Below are 16,787 nucleotides of genomic sequence, written 5' to 3'. Positions count from 1 at the left end.
CGGGCGTCGCCCGCGTGAACACCAACCCATGCACATCAAAGAGCTCGTCCTTGACGGTTTCAAGAGCTTCGGGCGGCCGACTCGCATCCCGTTCTACGAGGATTTCACGGTCGTTACGGGCCCGAACGGTTCCGGCAAATCGAACATCATCGACGGCGTCCTCTTCGCGCTCGGCCTCGCCCGCACCCGCGGGATTCGCGCCGAGAAGCTGACGGACCTCATCTACAACCCCGGCCACGCCGACGGCAGCGACGAGGCCGCGAAACAGCCGAAAGAGGCGAGCGTCACGGTTGTCCTCGACAACTCCGAGGGGACGCTCGACCGCTCGCAGGTCGTCAACGCCGCCGGGACCGACAAGGTCGGCGACGTCGAGGAGATAACTATCAAGCGCCGCGTCAAGGAGACGCCGGACAACTACTACTCGTACTACTACCTCAACGAGCGCTCGGTCAACCTCTCGGACATCAAGGACCTGCTCGCGCAGGCGGGCATCACCCCCGAGGGCTACAACGTCGTCATGCAGGGCGACGTGACCGAGATCATCAACATGACGCCCTACCAGCGGCGGGGCATCATCGACGAAATCGCGGGCGTCGCCGAGTTCGACGAGAAGAAAGACGCCGCCTTCGAGGAGTTGGAGGCGGTCGAAGAGCGCGTCGATGAGGCGGACCTCCGCATCGAAGAAAAGGAGACGCGTCTCGACCAACTCGCCGACGAGCGCGAGACCGCGCTCACTTACAAGGGACTCCGCGAGGAGAAAGAGGAGTACGAGGGCTACCTGAAGGCCGCGGAACTCGAAGACAAGCGCGACGACCTCTCGCGGACCGAATCGCGCATCGAGTCCACCGAGGCCGACCTCGAAGAGTTACAGGCCGAACTCGACGAGCGACAGGGGAAAGTCACCCGTCTCGAAGAGGACCTCGAAGACCTCACCCGCGAGATAGAGCGGAAAGGCGAGGACGAACAGCTCCGCATCAAGTCGGAGATGGAGGAGATAAAAGGCGACATCTCCCGGCTGGAAAACGCCATCGAGGCCGCCGAGGAAAAGCGCGACGACGCCGAGGCCGAGCGCCGGAAGGCGTTCATCGACATCGACCGCAAGCAAGAGCAGATCGACGACCTCGAAGACGACATCCGCGAGGTCAAAGTCGAGAAGGCGTCGGTCAAAAGCGACATCCAGTCCAAGCGGGTCGAACTCTCCGAGGTGCAGGCCGAAATCGATTCGGTCGACACCGAGTTCGACGAGCTGAAGTCCGAACTCGCGGAGCGAAAGGAGACGCTCGACGACCTTAAAGACGAGAAGAACGACCGCCAGCGCGCCAAGGACCGCCTGCTGGACGACGCGCGCCGCCGCTCGAACCAGATTTCGGAGACCCGAGACGAACTCGAACGCGCCCGCGAGCGCATCCCCGAACTGAAGGCGACCGTCTCCGACCTGCACAGCGAACTCGACACCGCCGAGAAGAACAAGGCGAAGATAGACGGCGTCATCGAGGACCTGCAGGCCGAGAAGGCCGACCTGAACGACGAACTCTCGGAGGTGACGGACGAACTCCAGACCAAGCAGTCGGAGTACGCCCGTCTCGAAGCCCGCGCCGGCAAAGACGGCGACAACTCGTGGCCCCGCGCTGTCACGACCATCCTCAACGCCGGCATCTCCGGCGTCCACGGTGCGGTCGGCCAACTCGGCTCCGTCGACGGCGAGTATGCCAAGGCGTGTGAGACGGCCGCCGGCGGCCGCCTCGCCAACGTCGTCGTCGACGACGACGGCGTGGGGTCGTCCTGTATCGACCACCTGAAGTCCCGCAACGCGGGCCGCGCGACGTTCCTGCCCATCACGAAGATGGACAACCGGAGCCTCCCGCGCAAGCCGAACCGTCCCGGCGTCGTGGACTTCGCGCGCAACCTCGTCGACTACGATTCGCAGTACGAGTCGATTTTCTCCTACGTCCTCGGTTCGACGCTCGTCGTTGAGGACATGGAGACCGCCCGCGACCTGATGGGCGACTACCGCATGGTCACCCTCGACGGTGACCTCGTGGAGCGCTCCGGCGCGATGACTGGCGGCTCCGGCGGCGGCTCTCGCTACTCGTTTTCGAAGTCCGGCGAGGGCAAACTCGACCGCCTCGCGAAGGAGATTACGAAGCTCGAAGACCGCCGTCGCTCGCTCAACGAGGAGATTCGAGACATCGACGACGACCTCGACGACGCCCGCGGGCGGGCCTCCGACGCCGCCGACCGCGTCCGGACCATCGAGCGCGAAATCGAGGACGCCGAGGCGGACATCGAGGACGCCGAAGCCGAAATCGACCGGCTCGACGACCGGCTCGACGAACTCCAGTCCGAACGCGAGTCGGTGGACGAACAGATGTCCGACCTCGACGACGAAATCGCCGATCTCGACGACGAAATCGAGACGGTTGAGGCCGCCATCGAGGACATCGAGTCCGAACTCGCGGACTCCGAGATTCCGGAGCTCACCGCTCGCGCCGACGAGATTCGCGCGGACATCGACGACCTCGAAGACCGGATGTCCACGCTCGACGGCCGGCTCAACGAGATTCAACTCGAAAAGCAGTACGCCGAAGACGCGGTCGACGACCTCCACGACACGGTCGAGGCCGCCCAGAACCGCAAGGCGGAGGCTCGAAAGTCTATCTCCGAGGCGGAGTCGAAAATCGAGGAGCGCGAGGACGACCTCGAGGCCAAGCGCGAGGCGGTCGCCGAACTCGAAGAGGAACTGGTCGACCTCAAGGAGGACCGCACGGAACTACAGGACGACCTCCGCGAGGCCCGGAGCGCCCGCGACGAGAAGAAAGACCGGGTGAACGCGGTCGAATCCAAGCTCGAAAGCATGCGCTCGGCCGCCGAGCGCCTCGAGTGGGAAATCGACGAACTTCAGTCGCAGGTCGGCGACTACGACCCCGAGGAGATTCCCGACCACGACACCGTCGAATCCGAAATCGAGCGCCTCACCGAGGAGATGGAGGCGCTCGAACCCGTCAACATGCTCGCAATCGACGAGTACGACGACGTGAAGGCCGACCTCGAAGACCTCCAGGAGCGCCGTGACGTGCTGGTCGAAGAGCGCGACGCCATCGCCGACCGCATCGACCAGTACGAGTCCCAGAAGAAGGCGACGTTCATGGAGTCGTTCGACGCCATCGCCGAGAACTTCACCGACATCTTCGAGCGCCTGTCGAACGGGACGGGCCACCTCCAGTTGGAGAACCCCGAAGACCCCTTCGAGGAGGGCCTGACGATGAAGGCCCAACCGGGCGACAAACCCATCCAGCGCCTCGACGCCATGTCCGGCGGCGAGAAGTCGCTGACGGCGCTCGCGTTTATCTTCGCCATCCAGCGCCACAACCCCGCGCCGTTCTACGCGCTCGACGAGGTGGACGCCTTCCTCGACGCCGCGAACGCCGAGCGCGTCGGCCAGATGGTCGACGACCTCGCGGGCGACGCCCAGTTCGTCGTCGTCTCGCACCGCTCTGCGCTCCTCGAACGCGCCGAGCGCGCCATCGGCGTGACGATGCAGGGCGACAACGTCAGCGCCGTCACGGGAATCCAGTTCGGCGGCGACGGCGAGGCTGGAAGCGACGGCCGCGACGCGGACGGACCGGGCGGAGACGACGGCGGGAGCGGCGACGACGACGCAGACGGTGGTGACGGCGGCGGAGCCGACGCGGACGTGGAAGCGGAGGTTCCGGCGGATGACTGACGACATTCCCGAACTGAACCTCTCTCGCGGGCGTGGCGAGCGCGACGCGAGCGGCGACGATGACGACGACGTCTTCTCGTTCGCCACCGACGACGCCGCGTCCGACTCCGAGGCGGACGCCGCCCCCGCCGAACCCGACGCGATGGATGAGGTCCTCCCGGAAGATGTCTCGGAGACCGACGACGACGAGGTCGAACCGGTCGAACTCCTCGTCCAACTCGCGAAGGAGGGCACCATCGACCCGTGGGACATCGACATCGTGGAGGTCACAGACGCCTTCTTGAACCGCCTCGACGCCATGGACCTCCGGACGACCGGTCGTGCGCTGTTCTACGCGAGCGTCCTCCTGCGCATGAAGTCCGACGAACTCCTCGCGCCGGACGAACCCGACGAGGAGGAACTCGAACCGTGGGAACTCGCCTTACAGGGCGGCGGCGACGAGGGCCACCCCGGCGACGACGGCGACGGCGCGCCCGGCTTCGACCCCGTGGACGCGCTGGAAGACGAGATGGACCGCCGGCTCGAACGCAAGCACGCCCGCGGGTCGCCGGAGACGCTGGACGAACTCGTCCGCGAACTCCGGGAGGTCGAACGCGGGTCGTGGTGGAAGCGCCGGCGCGAGTACGACACCACGGAGTCGCCGCGCGGCTTCTCCCGCGGGACGCAGACGCTCGACTACCACACGCCCGGCGAGATGCGCGGCGCGGGCGAACCCACGGAAGACGACGTGACGGGGACCGCCCACAACGAGGACATCGAGGCGGTCGTCGAAGCGGTCGGCGACGTGCTCGCCACCCACTACGAGAAGGGCCGCGACGAGGTGCTGTTCGCCGAGATACGCGACGTGGCCGACACCGTGATGACGACCTACCTCGCGCTCCTGTTTCTGTCCCACCGGAGCACGGTCTACCTCAAACAGGACGACCTGTTCGGCGACCTCTGGATTCGGAACCCCGAGGTGTTCGACGCCGACCCCGGTGCGGGGTCGGAAGTGGACGCGGACGGTGAGGATGCCGACAGAGCGGACGCCGAGGCGGAGACGGTCGACCGCGGTTCCCACGCCGCCGCTGACGACGCTAACGACACTGACGACGGCGACGACCCCGAACTCGAAGCCGAGGCAATCGCGGACGACTAGCTATTTTATCGGCCCCGTCGTCAGTCTCGGACGTGCCCCATCCGACCCTGCTCTCCAGCACGCTTCGACGACTGACGGTTGCGGTCTCGCTCGTCACGTCGACGCTGTTCGCGGCGCTCGCGGCGGCGATTCTGTTTCCCCAGTCGGCTATCTGGACGTGGGCGCTCCTGTTTTTCCTGCCTATCTTCTGGTTGCACTGCTACTTCCCCGGCTACGTCTCGTACAGTCCGACCTCGTTCGGTCGCGTCCGCGAGGTGGTCACGTCGCCGCGGGCGGTCCGGGAGTGCGTCGTCTGCGGCGAGGCAGACGACCGGGGCGTCGGCCGGGAGTTCAGCACGCAACTCGTCGTCGCGGGCATCCCGCTCGCGACGACCGACAGCGGGGAAAACGAGTACTGCGCGCGCTGTCACGCGGCCGAGTTCTCGCCGGACGATGAAGCGGCGCGTGGCGAACGCGAAGTCGCGGAGCCAGAGGGCGTCTCGAAAGAATCCGCAGAACTGAACGACTGAACCGCCGGCTCAGTCGACGTACTTGTCGATGAGCGGCGCGAGCGTCTCTTTCGTCTCGGCGGGGATTGCCTCGTCGGGCGTGTTGATGGTTCCTTCGAGCGCGGTGTGGCTGTCGGTCTCGTGGTCGTCGGGAATCTTGCGGATGGCGGCCTCGACGGTCTCTTTGATTGCCTCCTCGTTGGCCGCGGCGTTCTTCAGCACCTCGTCGAGCGTGACTTCGCTGTCTTCCTTCCACACGTCGTAGTCGGTGACGCCGGTGATGGTCGCGTAGGCCATCTCGGCCTCCCGGGCGAGTTTGGCTTCGGGGATGGTCGTCATGCCGATGATGTCCCAGCCCTGCGCGCGGTAGTGTTCGCTTTCGGCCTTCGTGGAGTACGACGGCCCCTCGATGCAGACGTAGGTGCCGCCTTCTTGGACCGTCGCGTCGGTCGCCTCCGCGGCGGCCTCGGCGAGGATGGAGACGAGTTCCTCGTCGTACGGCATCGCGAACGGCTGGTGGACGACGATGCCCTCGTCGAAGAACGTCAGCGGGCGGTGTTTCGTGCGGTCGTAAATCTGGTCGGGGACGACGAGCGTCTGGGGCGGCAGGTCCTCCTTGAGGCTGCCGACGGCGTTGCTGGCGAGGACGTGGGTGACTCCCAGTTTCTTGAGCGCGAAGATGTTCGCGCGGTAGGGGAGCGTCGTCGGCGAGTGCTGGTGGTCCGGACCGTGTCGCGGGAGGAAGACGACCTCGCGGCCGGTGTCGCCGAACTCGCCGACGATGGGCGTCGTCGAGGGCTCGCCGAACGGCGTCTCGACGGGTTCCTGGCGGGTGTTCTCCAGCGGGAGCGCCTCGTAGATACCGCTGCCACCGATGAATCCGATTTTCATACTCGGAGGTGGGGGAGGGCGCACAAAATCGTGGCGAAACGGGGCCTACACCACGAAGCCGTGGTTCAAGAGGTAGATGAGCACCGAGAGCGCGGGCACGCTGAGGAGCGTCGTCGCGAAGACGGCCGCGGAGACGAACTCGGCGAGCGAGGTAGCAGAGCCGGTTCCGGTGGCGTCGCCGAACTCCGCGACGAGGATGAGCGGCGTGACCGCGGCGGGCATCGCGGATTCGAGGACGAACGTCCGCGCGACCGTCGGGTCGCCGAAGCCGGCGACGAGCGCGACGCCGACCGCGACTGCGGGCGCGACGACGATCTTGAGCGCGGCGACGACGCCGACCTCCGAGAGCGTGGAGCCGAGGTCGGCACCCGCGAGCTGGATGCCGAGGATGAGGAGCATCATCGGAATCGACGAGTCGCCGACGAGCCTGAGCGTCTCCATCGCGGGGACGCCTGTCGGCGGGACAACGCCGAGCCACCGAGCGGCGAGTGCGGCGACAACCGCGTAGACGAGCGGGATACGGACGATGCGTTCGAGGCCGACGCGCCACCCCGGCACGCCGTCGTCGCGGTCGGTCCCTCGCCCGGCAATGTACACGCCTAACGTGTAGATGAGGACGCTCTGGACGGCGAGATAGACGACGGCCGTCGAGCGGCCGGTGTCGCCGAAGGCGAACGAACTGACGGGGATGCCGTAGTTTCCGGAGTTCGGAAAGGCGGCGACGAGGACGAGCGCGCCGAGGAGTGGTTCGGAGACGCCGACGAGTCGGGCGACGCCGCCCGCGACGAGGAGCATGGCGACGTGGTAGGCGACGACGCCGGCGGTAATGGTCGCCAGCGTCTCGCCGGCGAGTTCGGTCGTCGCGAGGCTGTAGAACACGAGGACCGGCGCGAGGACGTACACCGTAACCGTGTTGAGCGGCTCGGGGTCAACGTCGCGGACGCGACCGAGGGCGAAGCCGACCGCACCGATAGCGAGAATCGGCAGAAGCGCGGTGACGAAGATAGAAAACAGCGACATGCGAATTCCGAGGTCCGTCACGCAAACGAACGTTTCGCTTCGGGGGAGTCCGGGAGGAGGTCGAGTGTGAGCAGAGAGAATGACTCTGTTGAAATCCTCAGGACCTGACAGATGTTGTGTGCTGAATAGAGAGGGTGAGTTCAGCAGGTGAATGTCTGTTCATTCGGTTCTTTTAGCTATGAAGCAGTCTGTAGATAGATACATCTGCCCGCAGGAGATAAAGTCTCAACTACAATGCAAATCTCAAAGAGAAGGGTATTACAAATCTTGTCAAGTGTTCTAATCGGTTTGTCGGGGTGTCTTAATTCTCAGACTGAGCAAAGTACCGCTCCAGAGAGACGGAATACGTCAAACGAGATGAACGTGCAGGTACTAGTTAGTAATGAGACAAGCGAATATTTTCAGGGCGATCTAGTCGTTCTTGATCAGTACATGAGCGAAGTGTTGGGTAGTGATGGAAACGGCTGGGAAGCTCAGGAATCAGTTAGTTATGAAGAAACTCTCGACCGAACTAGGAGTGAAAAGCTCACTGCTAAGGTTTATCTACAAAAAAATTCCACGACAGAACTGTTTCAAGCTGAACTTGGGCCGGATACGAAGTCTGATTCAGTGAGAATTCCCGTGAATATCACAAATGGTCCAAAAGTTAGTTTTTCACTGGAATGAAAATCAATTATCTCTTCAATACTTAATATCGAGACCAGCGGGGTCAAGTGACCGACTTGCGCGCTGTATTCAGCACGGCCTCAGCAACCTATCAGCGGCTGCGGATTCCAACAAAGCCAGAGAGATGAAACCGACGGTCGAAGCAGTCAAAGAATCGGTCGAACCGAATGCGTCCGCGCTCAGGCACCGACGCCGTCGTTTTCGAGGAGTCGCCACGCGCCGTCGCCGGTGGACTCGACGTAGCCGCGGCGCTCCATCTCGGACATGACTTCCGGCATCCGGTCGGGTTGGGCGATCTCCATCTCGATGCGGTCCACGTCGTGGAACTCCGCGAGGTAGTGGCGGATGTCTTCGAGTTCGAAGGTGTCGTCGTCGGCTTTCGCCATGACGCCCGAGGTGAGGTCTATCATGTCCTCGATGAAGTTCCACGGGTAGACGACCCACGCCCACTCTTCGAGGCGCTCGCCGACGTAGTCGGGTTCGAACTCGCTGGTCTGGAGGAGTTGGAGCGTCGCAGTCCGGACCTCGCCCGCGTTGCGCTCGTTGACGTACTCGTGTGCGCGCTTGATGGAGCCGCCGGTGTCGGCGATGTCGTCGATGATGAGCACGTCCTTGCCCTCGACGCTGCCTTCCGGCATCGGGTAGCGGACCTCCGGCTCGTTCGATTTCTGGGCCGTCCCGACGTAGTGTTCCATCTTCAGGCTCGTCAGGTCGTCCAGCCCGAGGAAGTCACAGATACACCGGCCCGCGAACCAGCCGCCGCGGGCCAACGCGACGATGACGTCGGGTTCGAACTCGGATGTCTTGACCTCGTCCGAAACGTCGCGGCAGAGGCCGTAGATGTACTCCCAGTTCGTGATAGTACAGTTAAACTCGTCGGGGAGGTCGCCCATATCTTCCGTTCACCGTGCGTACTGCCGCGCCTGACGCCCTTTAATCTGTACGACTCGCCCTGCCCGTGTGTCGGCGTGTCAAAACCGCTCGAACCGACGTTATGCGACGACTAACGGGAAAACCCGTCGTTCAGGCGGACACTAACGCATGTTAACAAGGGGCATAGTTATGTCGAGTGCCGGAGTATGCGGATTTGTAGGTGAAACAGAATGCACACGTGTGGTAACTGTGGTGAGTTCGTCTCCCGAGATTTCGTCCGCGTCTTCGGCAACGACATGGACGAGGTCGTCGGGTGTCCAGGCTGTATGAACATGCGCGAAGTGATGCAGGGCGACGGCGCAGCTCAAACGAGCGGCCGCGTCCGGTGGACCCGCGCGTGAATCGGCCGACGCCGACCGACTCGCGCCCGTATCGCTCTTGCACCTTCCTTCTCTCCAACTTCTCACGTAATCCGGCCGCCGACCCGCTGGTTTGATACATCGCCGTGTAGTGCGCCTTTCCATGGATAGCCGACGCGCCCTCCTCGTGGACGCTTTCACGACCGAACCGCTGTCCGGTAACGCTGCCGGGGTCGTCCCCGACGCCGACGGCCTCGACGCGGAACAGATGCGCGCCGTCGCCGCCGAACTCGGCGCGAGCGAGACGGCGTTCGTCTGCTCGTCGGCCGCCGCGGACCGCCGTATCCGCTATTTCACGCCGAAGCAGGAAGTCGACCTCTGCGGACACGCGACTATCGCGGCCCACGCACACCTCGCGGCCGAGCGCGAACTCGAACCGGGCACGCACACGCTGGAGACGAACGTCGGCACCCTCGACATCGAACTCGGCGACCTCGGCGAGGTGTGGATGACGCAGGACGCGCCGACGGTGCGCCCGCTCGAAATCGACTACGACCGCCTCGCGGCGGCCCTCGGCGTCGACGATGCTGCCCTCCGCGACGTGGGCGCGGACCTCCCCGTCGCGGTCGCCTCCACGGGGCTTCCCTTCCTCGTCGTCCCGGTCAACTTCCTCGAACATCTCTCGGGTGCCGACCCGGACGACGCCGCCATCGCCGACCTCGCCGCCGAACACGACGCCGCGGGCGTCTACGCCTTCACCTTCGACGCCATCGACGGCGATTCAACGCTCCATGCGCGGTGTTTCGCGCCCGGTATCGGCATCTCCGAGGACCCCGCGACCGGCACCGCCGCGGGTGCGTGCGGCGCGTACCTCCGGCAGGTCGGCGCGTTCGACTCCATGCCGGACGAACTCCGCTTCGAACAGGGTCACTTCGTAGACCGGCCGGGAACCGTCCGCGTGCGAGTCGGCGCGGAGATACGCGTCGGCGGCCGCGCGGTGCAGTCGCTCGACGGCGAAATCGTCGTTCCGGAGTTCGCAGACGACGACATCATCGAAGCCTGAAACTCCAGTTCGAAAACGAGGTGAAACGAGACGGAACGGACCGCGACGGACCGCGACGCTCGGGGGCCTCAGCCGATGTACCGGAGGTCGTCGTCGCTGGCGATGGTTCCCTGCTGTTGCTGTTGCATCTCCTGAATCTTCGCGGCGACCTCCTTCATCTCTTCTGCGCGCTCTTCGAGCGACTCGAAGTCGACGCTGAACTCGAGGAGGTCCTGCAGGACCTCGATGACGACCTGCGCGCTCTGGGGGTCCACGAGATAGCCGCTCGTCTCGCCCATCAGGCACGTCGCGTCGAGGCCGCGGCGAGCGCCGAGGCCAAGAAGCAGTCCGGAGACGCCGACGACGCCGCCGGCGGGTTCGTCTTCGCGGAACTCGACGCCCGCTTCTTCGAGTTCGTCGAGGCGCGATTCGTCGGCGACAGCCCCGAGGACCGACGGCTCGTCGACGAGTTCGCCGGTCGGGACGCCGCCCAGCGCGAACAGTCGCTCGACGCCGAACTCCTCGGCCACGTCGAGGAAGGCGTCGGTGAGGTGGTAGTGACCCTCGTTGGACTGCGCCTGGTGGTCGCCCGTGAGGAGGAGCAGGTCCGGCCCCTCACCGGGCGTCTCGACGGCGTGAATCGCGGCGTGGGTCAGCTCGGCGACGCCCTCGTCGATGCTCACCTGCGGCGGGAACACGTCGGCGTAGACGCGGCGGACCAGCGTGGCCTCCTCGAACTCCTCCAGCAGGTGCTCGACGGCGAGTTTGCCGACGTTCCCGACGCCCGGCAGCCCCTCGATGAGGACCGGGTCGGTGAGGTCGACCTCCTCGACAGCCTCGATTTCGATGTCGTCCATGCACGTAGTGGCGGCCGCGCCGGTTAAGAGAGCGTCGGTAGCCGAAGACGCAGCTACTCCGACTCCTCGGCGAGGCGGCGCTTCCGCGCGCGGCGGTACTCGCCGTAGGGGTCTTCGGGGTTGTACGGGGCGGGCGCGCTGTTCTCGGTTGGTGCGCCGCACTCCGGACAGGTCTCAGAAAGTGAGTACACCGGGCGGTCGTGGCGGTTGCGCCACGCGCTGCACACCCGGATGTCAGATTTCATGCGATTATTCTTCGTCGCCGCTGCGTTCGCGGTGGTACTCCGCGGTTCCGCCCGCGGCCTCGATGACCTCGCGGGCCCGAGCGACGCTCGATTCGAGCTCCGTCTCGGCGGTCTTGTAGTCGGGCGCTTTGACCTTCACGCGGTACTCGGGCGCGCCAACGTACGTGACTGACAGTTCGATTTCGTCGCCGATTTCGCCGTCGCCTTCGGCGGCCTTCAGGGCCTCCTTTACGTCGTCGACGCCGTCGCCCGCGGGCGAGCGCAGGTCGACGTAGCCGGTGACGTTGACGTAGGGAACCGACACGTTCTGACGCGCGGTGTCGACGATGGCATCGATCTCGTCGTCGTCGAGTTCGACGTCTTCGAGCGCTTCGAGACCGTGAATCGCGGCCTGCTCGAAGCCGTCGTAGAGCGATTCGAACTCGGCGAGCAGGGCGTTAGCGATGGACTGGTAGCGGTCGTCGGCGATGTCCTCGCCGAACGCCAGCGCCATCCACTTGTCGGCCTTCTGCTCGTTTTTCCACTCCTGAATCTTCTCTTTGCGCTGGTGCTCGTTGACGTCCTTTATCGAGAGGTCGATCTGCTGGGAACTCTCGTTGACCTCGAGCACTTTAGCGACGACTGTCTGTCCCTCGCGGACGTGGTCGCGAACGTTCTTGATCCATCCGCTGGCGACCTCGCTGATGTGGCAGAGGCCGCGTTTGTCTTCGTACTCTTCGAGGTCGACGAAGACGCCGAAGTCCGCGATGTCGTCTACCTTTCCGACGACGAGTTCGCCGGGGTCAGGCCATCCGCTGTACTTCATACGAGGTCCTCCAGGGAGTTACGCCTCAAGTTCGTCGCTGTCGCGACGCTCGACCGTCTCGACGACCTCGCCGTGGAATTCGGCGTTGCCGCCGGTCGGCGTGGCGAGGGTCGTCCCGCAGACGGCGCAGTTGACGACCGAGGAGGCCTTTCCGAAGACGACCTGTTCGTTCTCGCAGTCGCTGCACGCGACCTTGTAGAAGTTTCCTGCCATGATTTACTCCTGGAACTCCAGGCGACCGGCGCGCCAGCCCTCGCGCATGTGGGCCTTGCCACAGTCGGAGCAGATGTACTTCAGGTGGGTCTTCTTCGTCGGCTTGTCGCCACCGGGAACCTTGGAGAACTTACCGGCGTTACCGATGGTGGCCTTGCCGCGTCGCGTCTGACGGGCGTTCCACTTCATGCCGGTCGGGCGTCCCTTCCGGACCTTCTCCACTTCGTGTTCGTGGTGACCCTTGCAGTTCGGGCAGTACGTGTTGAAACGGCGTGGCATCTGCATAGATATCGACCTTGTGCTGGGTTTTGGTGTGGCCCGTTAAAACCCGTTTGGTTCGACGCGGCCCCTGAACTCGCCGCAACCGGGCGTTCGCCGTGTCACGTGTGGGCAGCCCACGGTGACTGCACCGTCCGCGGTTCCCCCGCCGCACACCGCACGCCCGAAGCCGAAGCGATTAAGCGGTGACTGTGCCAATCCCGGCACATGAAGAAGCTCATCATCCACGGCGACCCCGGCGTCCGCCGCGACGGCGTCATCGAGTACGACGGCGAGGAGTACATCCTGTTTTCCGTCGACCGACAGGGCGACTGGCACGGCCCCGACCGCGTCCAGCTGTGGTGTACCGTCGGCACCGAAGACGAGCGCGAGGCGTTCGAAAAGCGCGAGTTCGTCCCGCACTGGCTCGACACCGAGGGCGTCGACGCCGAGGCCGTCGAGGTCGTTCGCGAGCGCGGCGCGGCCTAAGGTAGTCTCGCTTCTTCTACCTCGTAGACCACGACCGACCCCGACTGGTGGACCGGCGTCAGCCACGCCACGTCCGTCTCTATCTCCCCGTAGCGGGCGCGCTCGCCCGGGCCGACCCACACGTATTGCACGTCGTACTGCTCGATGAGCCGCGCCCGCGTCGACTCGTTGCCGACGTACATCGCGTCCACATCGCGCACGCGGTCGTAGTAGGTGTCGGGGCCGCGGTAGCCGACCTCGTGTGCCCAGCCGGCGACCGTCGGCACCCCGGTCAGACTGGATTCAGGGTTCCCGCGCCAGCCGTACATGACGGTCTCGCGCTCGTCGCTCACGGTCGCGGACCACGTCGTCCCCGGCGCGGTGAGCATCGTCGGGTTACCCTCGACGTTCTCGTCGAGCCACGTGATGGCCGTCGACTCGTTTCCGTGCCACCACTCCGCGAAGGCCGTCGCGTCCAGCGTCTCCTCTTGTCGGGGCGAGTTCGCGTGGTCGGCGACGGCCAGTCCGCCGTACACCGAGGTGGAGGCGACGAGGAGGACGACGAAGGCGACGCCGACGGCGCTGACCGCGCCCCCGCGGACGCTGAGGTCGACGCTCGGAAGCGACACGTCGCTCGCGGCGACCGCGTCGCCGACGAAGCCGGCCAACACAGCCCCCATCGCGCTCCCCCAGAGCACCCAGACCTGCATGTACGTCTTGAACACCGTGTTCATCCGACCGGGACCGGCCTGCTCGTTTACGTAGATGAGTTCGACGAGCGTCACGAGGCCCGCGCCGGCGACGACGAGCACCGTCTCGAACCGCGGGTCGTCGGCGAACCGGAGGAGTACCCAGCCGACGGCGACGAGGGGCGCGACGAGCGCGAGCGCGGCGAACGAGTGGACGGCCGCGACGACGGTCAGCACCGCGAAGCTCCCGAGAAGTGCAGCCCACTCGCGGCCGCCGAGGCCGTTCTGCGCCCCGAGGCGACGGACGTAGTAGCCCGCGAACGCCGCGAGGAACGCCCCGTGGACGAGCGCCAGCGCGCCGAACCCGCTTCGCTGGTCCGGCGAGAGAATCTCGACCGTCCGGGCGCTCCCCCCGCCCGCGACCGCGCCGAGGAGGAACGGACTCGCGAGGACGGCGGCGACGACGCCGGCGAGCCCGACGGCCGCAACTGTGCCACCGAGACGAGCGAGTTCGCCGGCGATTGGGTTGTCGCCGACGGCCGAGCGAACGCGCTCTCGGCCCGGGAACAACGTCCACGGGCGCGCGGGTGCGAAGACCATCCCAAGGAACAGCACGCCGAACACCGACGGGAAACTCCACGTGTCGATGACGACTTGGAGCGCGCCGACGAGCGTCGTCGCGGCGACGAGGAGGCGGCGCTCCCCGACCGCGTCCTCCGGCGTCCGGAAGTACGCGAAGGCGAGGCCGGCCGCGAGGAGCAGAAACGGCGTGCCCATCATGTGGGCGTGGAGGTCGCCGTTGAGCCACGCGAAAAGCGGGAACTCGTTGATGGTACCCGGAATCACGCGGCTCGCGCTCCAGTACGAGAAGTTCGAGGCCCCGGCAAGCACCTGCTCGACGGTGTATTGCGACCGCTCGGCGACGGCCTGCGCGACGGGTCGGCGCACCCCCTCGGGGAGCGCGGCGAGGGCGAACCGGCCCGCGGTGACGAGGTTGCTGGCGAAGCCGACGAAGAACGCCGAGAGCAAGCCGCCGATTCGACCGTTCGCCCCCGAGGCGGCCGCGACCCCCCGCCCGAGTTCGAACGCCGCGGTGACGAGGACCCCGAAGAAGCCGGCGAGCGCGAGGTTGTAGGCGAACGACGGGTCGGTGGCGGTGAGCCGCGCGAGGAGAATCGACACGAGGTGGCCGCCGTAGTAGTAGCGGACCGGTTCGCCGGCGAACCACATGTCCTCCGGCGGGAGGACCGACGCGCGGGCGAGCGACTGGAGAAGGCCGAAGTCGAGGAACTTCTCGCCGCCGCCGGCGTGGACCGACGGGTCGAGCGCCCGGAGCGAGACCGCGAACAGGAAGGCGACGAGGAACACCGCGGCCGCGTCGGCGACGGCGCGCCGGTCGATGTCGAGGTCGGACGCGAGTCGGAGGTCGCCACGGCGGAGCGCGCCGAGGTCGAGGCCCGCGACCGCGGACGTGACGAGGAGCGTCCCGACGCCGGCGATGAGGGCGACGGGACCGAACGAGAGGTGGCCGACGTAGTAGGCGGGGAGGGTCAAGACGACGAGCGAGACGGGGAGGGCGAGTCCGGCACCGCGACCCGGAAGGCGTCGGAACAGGCGGGTCGCGAGGGGAAGGCCGACCGCCCAGAGGGTCGCGAACAGCAGCAACCACCGGACAACGAGGGCGTACTCCATCTGTCCGATGACTGCGCCGCGGGTGCAATACGTTTTGTGATGGCCGGTGCGAAACAGAGCGGTTCGCTTTTTACCCCGTTGAGTGAATGGTCGTGCATGTTGCAGTCTGTCGGGGTGGTGGTCCCCGCCTATCGACCCGACCCAGAGCGTCTGGTCCCCTACGTCCACGCTCTCGTCGAGGAACTGGACCCCGAGGTGGTCCGGGTCGAACTCGACGCACCGCGGCCCGAGACGCTCGACGCCCTCGACGCTCTCCCCGCAGTCGCTCACGTGAACCCGGTCGACGCCCGCCGCGGCAAGGGCGCGGCCATCACCGCCGGGTTCGAGTCGCTCCGCACGGACATCCTCGCGTTCGCCGACGCCGACGGGAGCACCCCGGCCGCGTCGATGGCCGACGTCGTCGCCGCCGTCCGCGACGGCTCCGACCTCGCCGTGGGGTCGCGCCGCCACCCGAACGCGACCGTCGCCTCCCACCAGACGGTCGCCCGGCGCTACCTCGGCGACGGCTTCGCGTGGCTGGCTCGCCACTTGACCGAAGTCCCGCTGTACGACTACCAGTGCGGCGCGAAGGCCATCACCGCCGCGGCGTGGAACGACGTTCGGACTCACCTGTACGAGCCCGGGTTCGCGTGGGACATCGAACTCATCGCCGTCTCGGGCGCGTTCGGTCACCGTGTGGCCGAGGTACCGGTCGTCTGGGAAGACCAGCCCAACTCGACGGTCTCGCCGGTCGATACGACGCTCAAGATGGCCCGCGGGCTGCTCCGGTCGCGCCACCGCGCCCGGACGATTCGCGAGGACCGCCTCCACGAACTCATCGACGCTCGGAACGACGAGCGGACCCTCGTCGAGCAGTTCTCGGCGGAGGTCACGGATGACTGACCGGCTCTCGGCGCTCGTCTCCGGCACCCGGTTCGGCAAGTTCGCCTCCGTGGGCGCGGTCGGTGCGGTGTTCGACCTCTCTCTGAGCAGTCTCCTCATCGTCTTCTTCGGCGTCGCCAACGAACTCGCGAAGCTCGCCGGCGCGGAGCTCGCAATCATCGTCATGTTCGTCATCAACGACCGCTGGACGTTCGCGGGGGCCGGCTCGGACCTCCTCACCGCAAAGGTCCGGCGCTTCGTGAAGTCGAACCTCGTGAGGAGCGGCGGCCTGCTCGTGCAGGTGCTCGTCGTCCGGGCGCTCGGCGAGGTGCCGCTGTCGATTCCGGTCGCCGGTATCGACCTCTGGGAACTCATCCCGCTCCCCCTCGCTATCGGCGCGTCGATGCTCCTGAACTACGTCGCAGAGAGCCTGTTCACGTGGCGCATCGCGACCCGTTCGAGTCAGCGCGACTCACGGTGAAAATTGACACACAGCGG

18 protein-coding genes are annotated in these 16,787 nt (G+C 65.9%); 9 read left to right on the top strand and 9 right to left on the bottom strand.

Features of this window, described 5'->3' with window-relative positions:
• Positions 1 to 28: 28 nt before the first annotated feature.
• The 3 genes from smc to AM590_RS09345 are packed head-to-tail and all read left to right on the top strand — an operon-like array spanning position 29 to position 5,371.
• Complete coding sequence (smc, locus tag AM590_RS09355; RefSeq protein ID WP_058827245.1) at positions 29 to 3,724, top strand: chromosome segregation protein SMC; 3,696 nt, start codon at positions 29 to 31, stop codon at positions 3,722 to 3,724.
• On the top strand, positions 3,717 to 4,862 hold the full coding sequence (locus tag AM590_RS09350; RefSeq protein ID WP_058827272.1) for a ScpA family protein: 1,146 nt from the start codon (positions 3,717 to 3,719) through the stop codon (positions 4,860 to 4,862). Before smc ends, AM590_RS09350 begins: the two co-directional genes overlap by 8 nt.
• Positions 4,863 to 4,894: 32 nt before the next feature.
• Complete coding sequence (locus tag AM590_RS09345; protein WP_058827244.1) at positions 4,895 to 5,371, top strand: hypothetical protein; 477 nt, start codon at positions 4,895 to 4,897, stop codon at positions 5,369 to 5,371.
• A gap of 9 nt (positions 5,372 to 5,380) precedes the next feature.
• Here the strand turns inward: AM590_RS09345 and mtnP are convergent, their stop codons facing one another.
• Positions 5,381 to 6,241: an S-methyl-5'-thioadenosine phosphorylase gene (gene mtnP, locus AM590_RS09340; RefSeq protein WP_058827243.1), complete on the bottom strand. Its 861-nt coding sequence runs from the start codon at positions 6,239 to 6,241 to the stop codon at positions 5,381 to 5,383.
• 45 nt (positions 6,242 to 6,286) lie between these two features.
• Entirely contained in the window at positions 6,287 to 7,282 is a 996-nt protein-coding gene (locus AM590_RS09335) for an AEC family transporter (RefSeq protein WP_058827242.1), read from the bottom strand.
• A 336-nt stretch (positions 7,283 to 7,618) separates the two neighbouring features.
• On the opposite strand from AM590_RS09335, the gene AM590_RS20460 reads away from it, so the two are divergent.
• Complete coding sequence (locus tag AM590_RS20460; protein WP_157575449.1) at positions 7,619 to 7,927, top strand: hypothetical protein; 309 nt, start codon at positions 7,619 to 7,621, stop codon at positions 7,925 to 7,927.
• A 179-nt stretch (positions 7,928 to 8,106) separates the two neighbouring features.
• Here AM590_RS20460 and AM590_RS09330 read toward each other — a convergent pair whose 3' ends face one another.
• Complete coding sequence (locus AM590_RS09330) at positions 8,107 to 8,820, bottom strand: phosphoribosyltransferase (protein ID WP_004044241.1); 714 nt, start codon at positions 8,818 to 8,820, stop codon at positions 8,107 to 8,109.
• A gap of 210 nt (positions 8,821 to 9,030) precedes the next feature.
• On the opposite strand from AM590_RS09330, the gene AM590_RS20830 reads away from it, so the two are divergent.
• On the top strand, positions 9,031 to 9,201 hold the full coding sequence (locus tag AM590_RS20830) for a hypothetical protein (protein ID WP_004970126.1): 171 nt from the start codon (positions 9,031 to 9,033) through the stop codon (positions 9,199 to 9,201).
• Positions 9,202 to 9,322: 121 nt separating this feature from the next.
• Positions 9,323 to 10,222, top strand: coding sequence for a PhzF family phenazine biosynthesis protein (locus AM590_RS09325; protein WP_058827241.1), 900 nt, complete (start codon positions 9,323 to 9,325; stop codon positions 10,220 to 10,222).
• 68 nt (positions 10,223 to 10,290) lie between these two features.
• On the opposite strand, the gene AM590_RS09320 is transcribed toward AM590_RS09325, so the two are convergent.
• From AM590_RS09320 to AM590_RS09300, 5 genes are read right to left on the bottom strand one after another with little or no spacing between them, the layout of a single operon-like run.
• The gene (locus AM590_RS09320; protein WP_058827240.1) at positions 10,291 to 11,058 is read right to left on the bottom strand and encodes a proteasome assembly chaperone family protein; all 768 of its coding nucleotides are present in this window, start codon (positions 11,056 to 11,058) and stop codon (positions 10,291 to 10,293) included.
• Positions 11,059 to 11,111: 53 nt separating this feature from the next.
• Positions 11,112 to 11,303 (bottom strand): RNA-protein complex protein Nop10, encoded by a 192-nt coding sequence (locus AM590_RS09315; RefSeq protein WP_058827239.1) that lies wholly within the window; start codon positions 11,301 to 11,303, stop codon positions 11,112 to 11,114.
• Between the two features lie 4 nt (positions 11,304 to 11,307).
• Positions 11,308 to 12,108 carry a translation initiation factor IF-2 subunit alpha gene (locus tag AM590_RS09310; protein WP_058827238.1) on the bottom strand — a complete coding sequence of 267 codons (801 nt, stop codon included), beginning with the start codon at positions 12,106 to 12,108 and terminating at the stop codon, positions 11,308 to 11,310.
• Between the two features lie 18 nt (positions 12,109 to 12,126).
• A complete protein-coding gene (locus AM590_RS09305; protein ID WP_004044235.1) occupies positions 12,127 to 12,321 on the bottom strand; it encodes a 30S ribosomal protein S27e in 195 nt (64 codons plus the stop codon).
• A 3-nt stretch (positions 12,322 to 12,324) separates the two neighbouring features.
• Positions 12,325 to 12,606 carry a 50S ribosomal protein L44e gene (locus AM590_RS09300; RefSeq protein ID WP_004972860.1) on the bottom strand — a complete coding sequence of 94 codons (282 nt, stop codon included), beginning with the start codon at positions 12,604 to 12,606 and terminating at the stop codon, positions 12,325 to 12,327.
• Between the two features lie 201 nt (positions 12,607 to 12,807).
• Here AM590_RS09300 and AM590_RS09295 point away from each other — a divergent pair, with 201 nt between their 5' ends.
• Positions 12,808 to 13,068: an HAH_0734 family protein gene (locus AM590_RS09295; protein WP_058827237.1), complete on the top strand. Its 261-nt coding sequence runs from the start codon at positions 12,808 to 12,810 to the stop codon at positions 13,066 to 13,068.
• On the opposite strand, the gene AM590_RS09290 is transcribed toward AM590_RS09295, so the two are convergent.
• A complete protein-coding gene (locus AM590_RS09290) occupies positions 13,065 to 15,428 on the bottom strand; it encodes a DUF2298 domain-containing protein (RefSeq protein ID WP_058827236.1) in 2,364 nt (787 codons plus the stop codon). The genes AM590_RS09295 and AM590_RS09290 overlap by 4 nt on opposite strands.
• Positions 15,429 to 15,524: 96 nt before the next feature.
• On the opposite strand from AM590_RS09290, the gene AM590_RS09285 reads away from it, so the two are divergent.
• Both AM590_RS09285 and AM590_RS09280 read left to right on the top strand, forming a co-directional pair.
• On the top strand, positions 15,525 to 16,310 hold the full coding sequence (locus AM590_RS09285) for a glycosyltransferase (RefSeq protein WP_058827235.1): 786 nt from the start codon (positions 15,525 to 15,527) through the stop codon (positions 16,308 to 16,310).
• Positions 16,303 to 16,770, top strand: coding sequence for a GtrA family protein (locus AM590_RS09280; protein ID WP_058827234.1), 468 nt, complete (start codon positions 16,303 to 16,305; stop codon positions 16,768 to 16,770). The genes AM590_RS09285 and AM590_RS09280 overlap by 8 nt, the downstream gene beginning before the upstream one ends.
• Positions 16,771 to 16,787: the final 17 nt, after the last annotated feature.

This window comes from Haloferax sp. Q22, from assembly GCF_001482285.1.
GTDB lineage: Archaea > Halobacteriota > Halobacteria > Halobacteriales > Haloferacaceae > Haloferax.
This window is presented reverse-complemented; position numbering and strand designations above follow the sequence as displayed.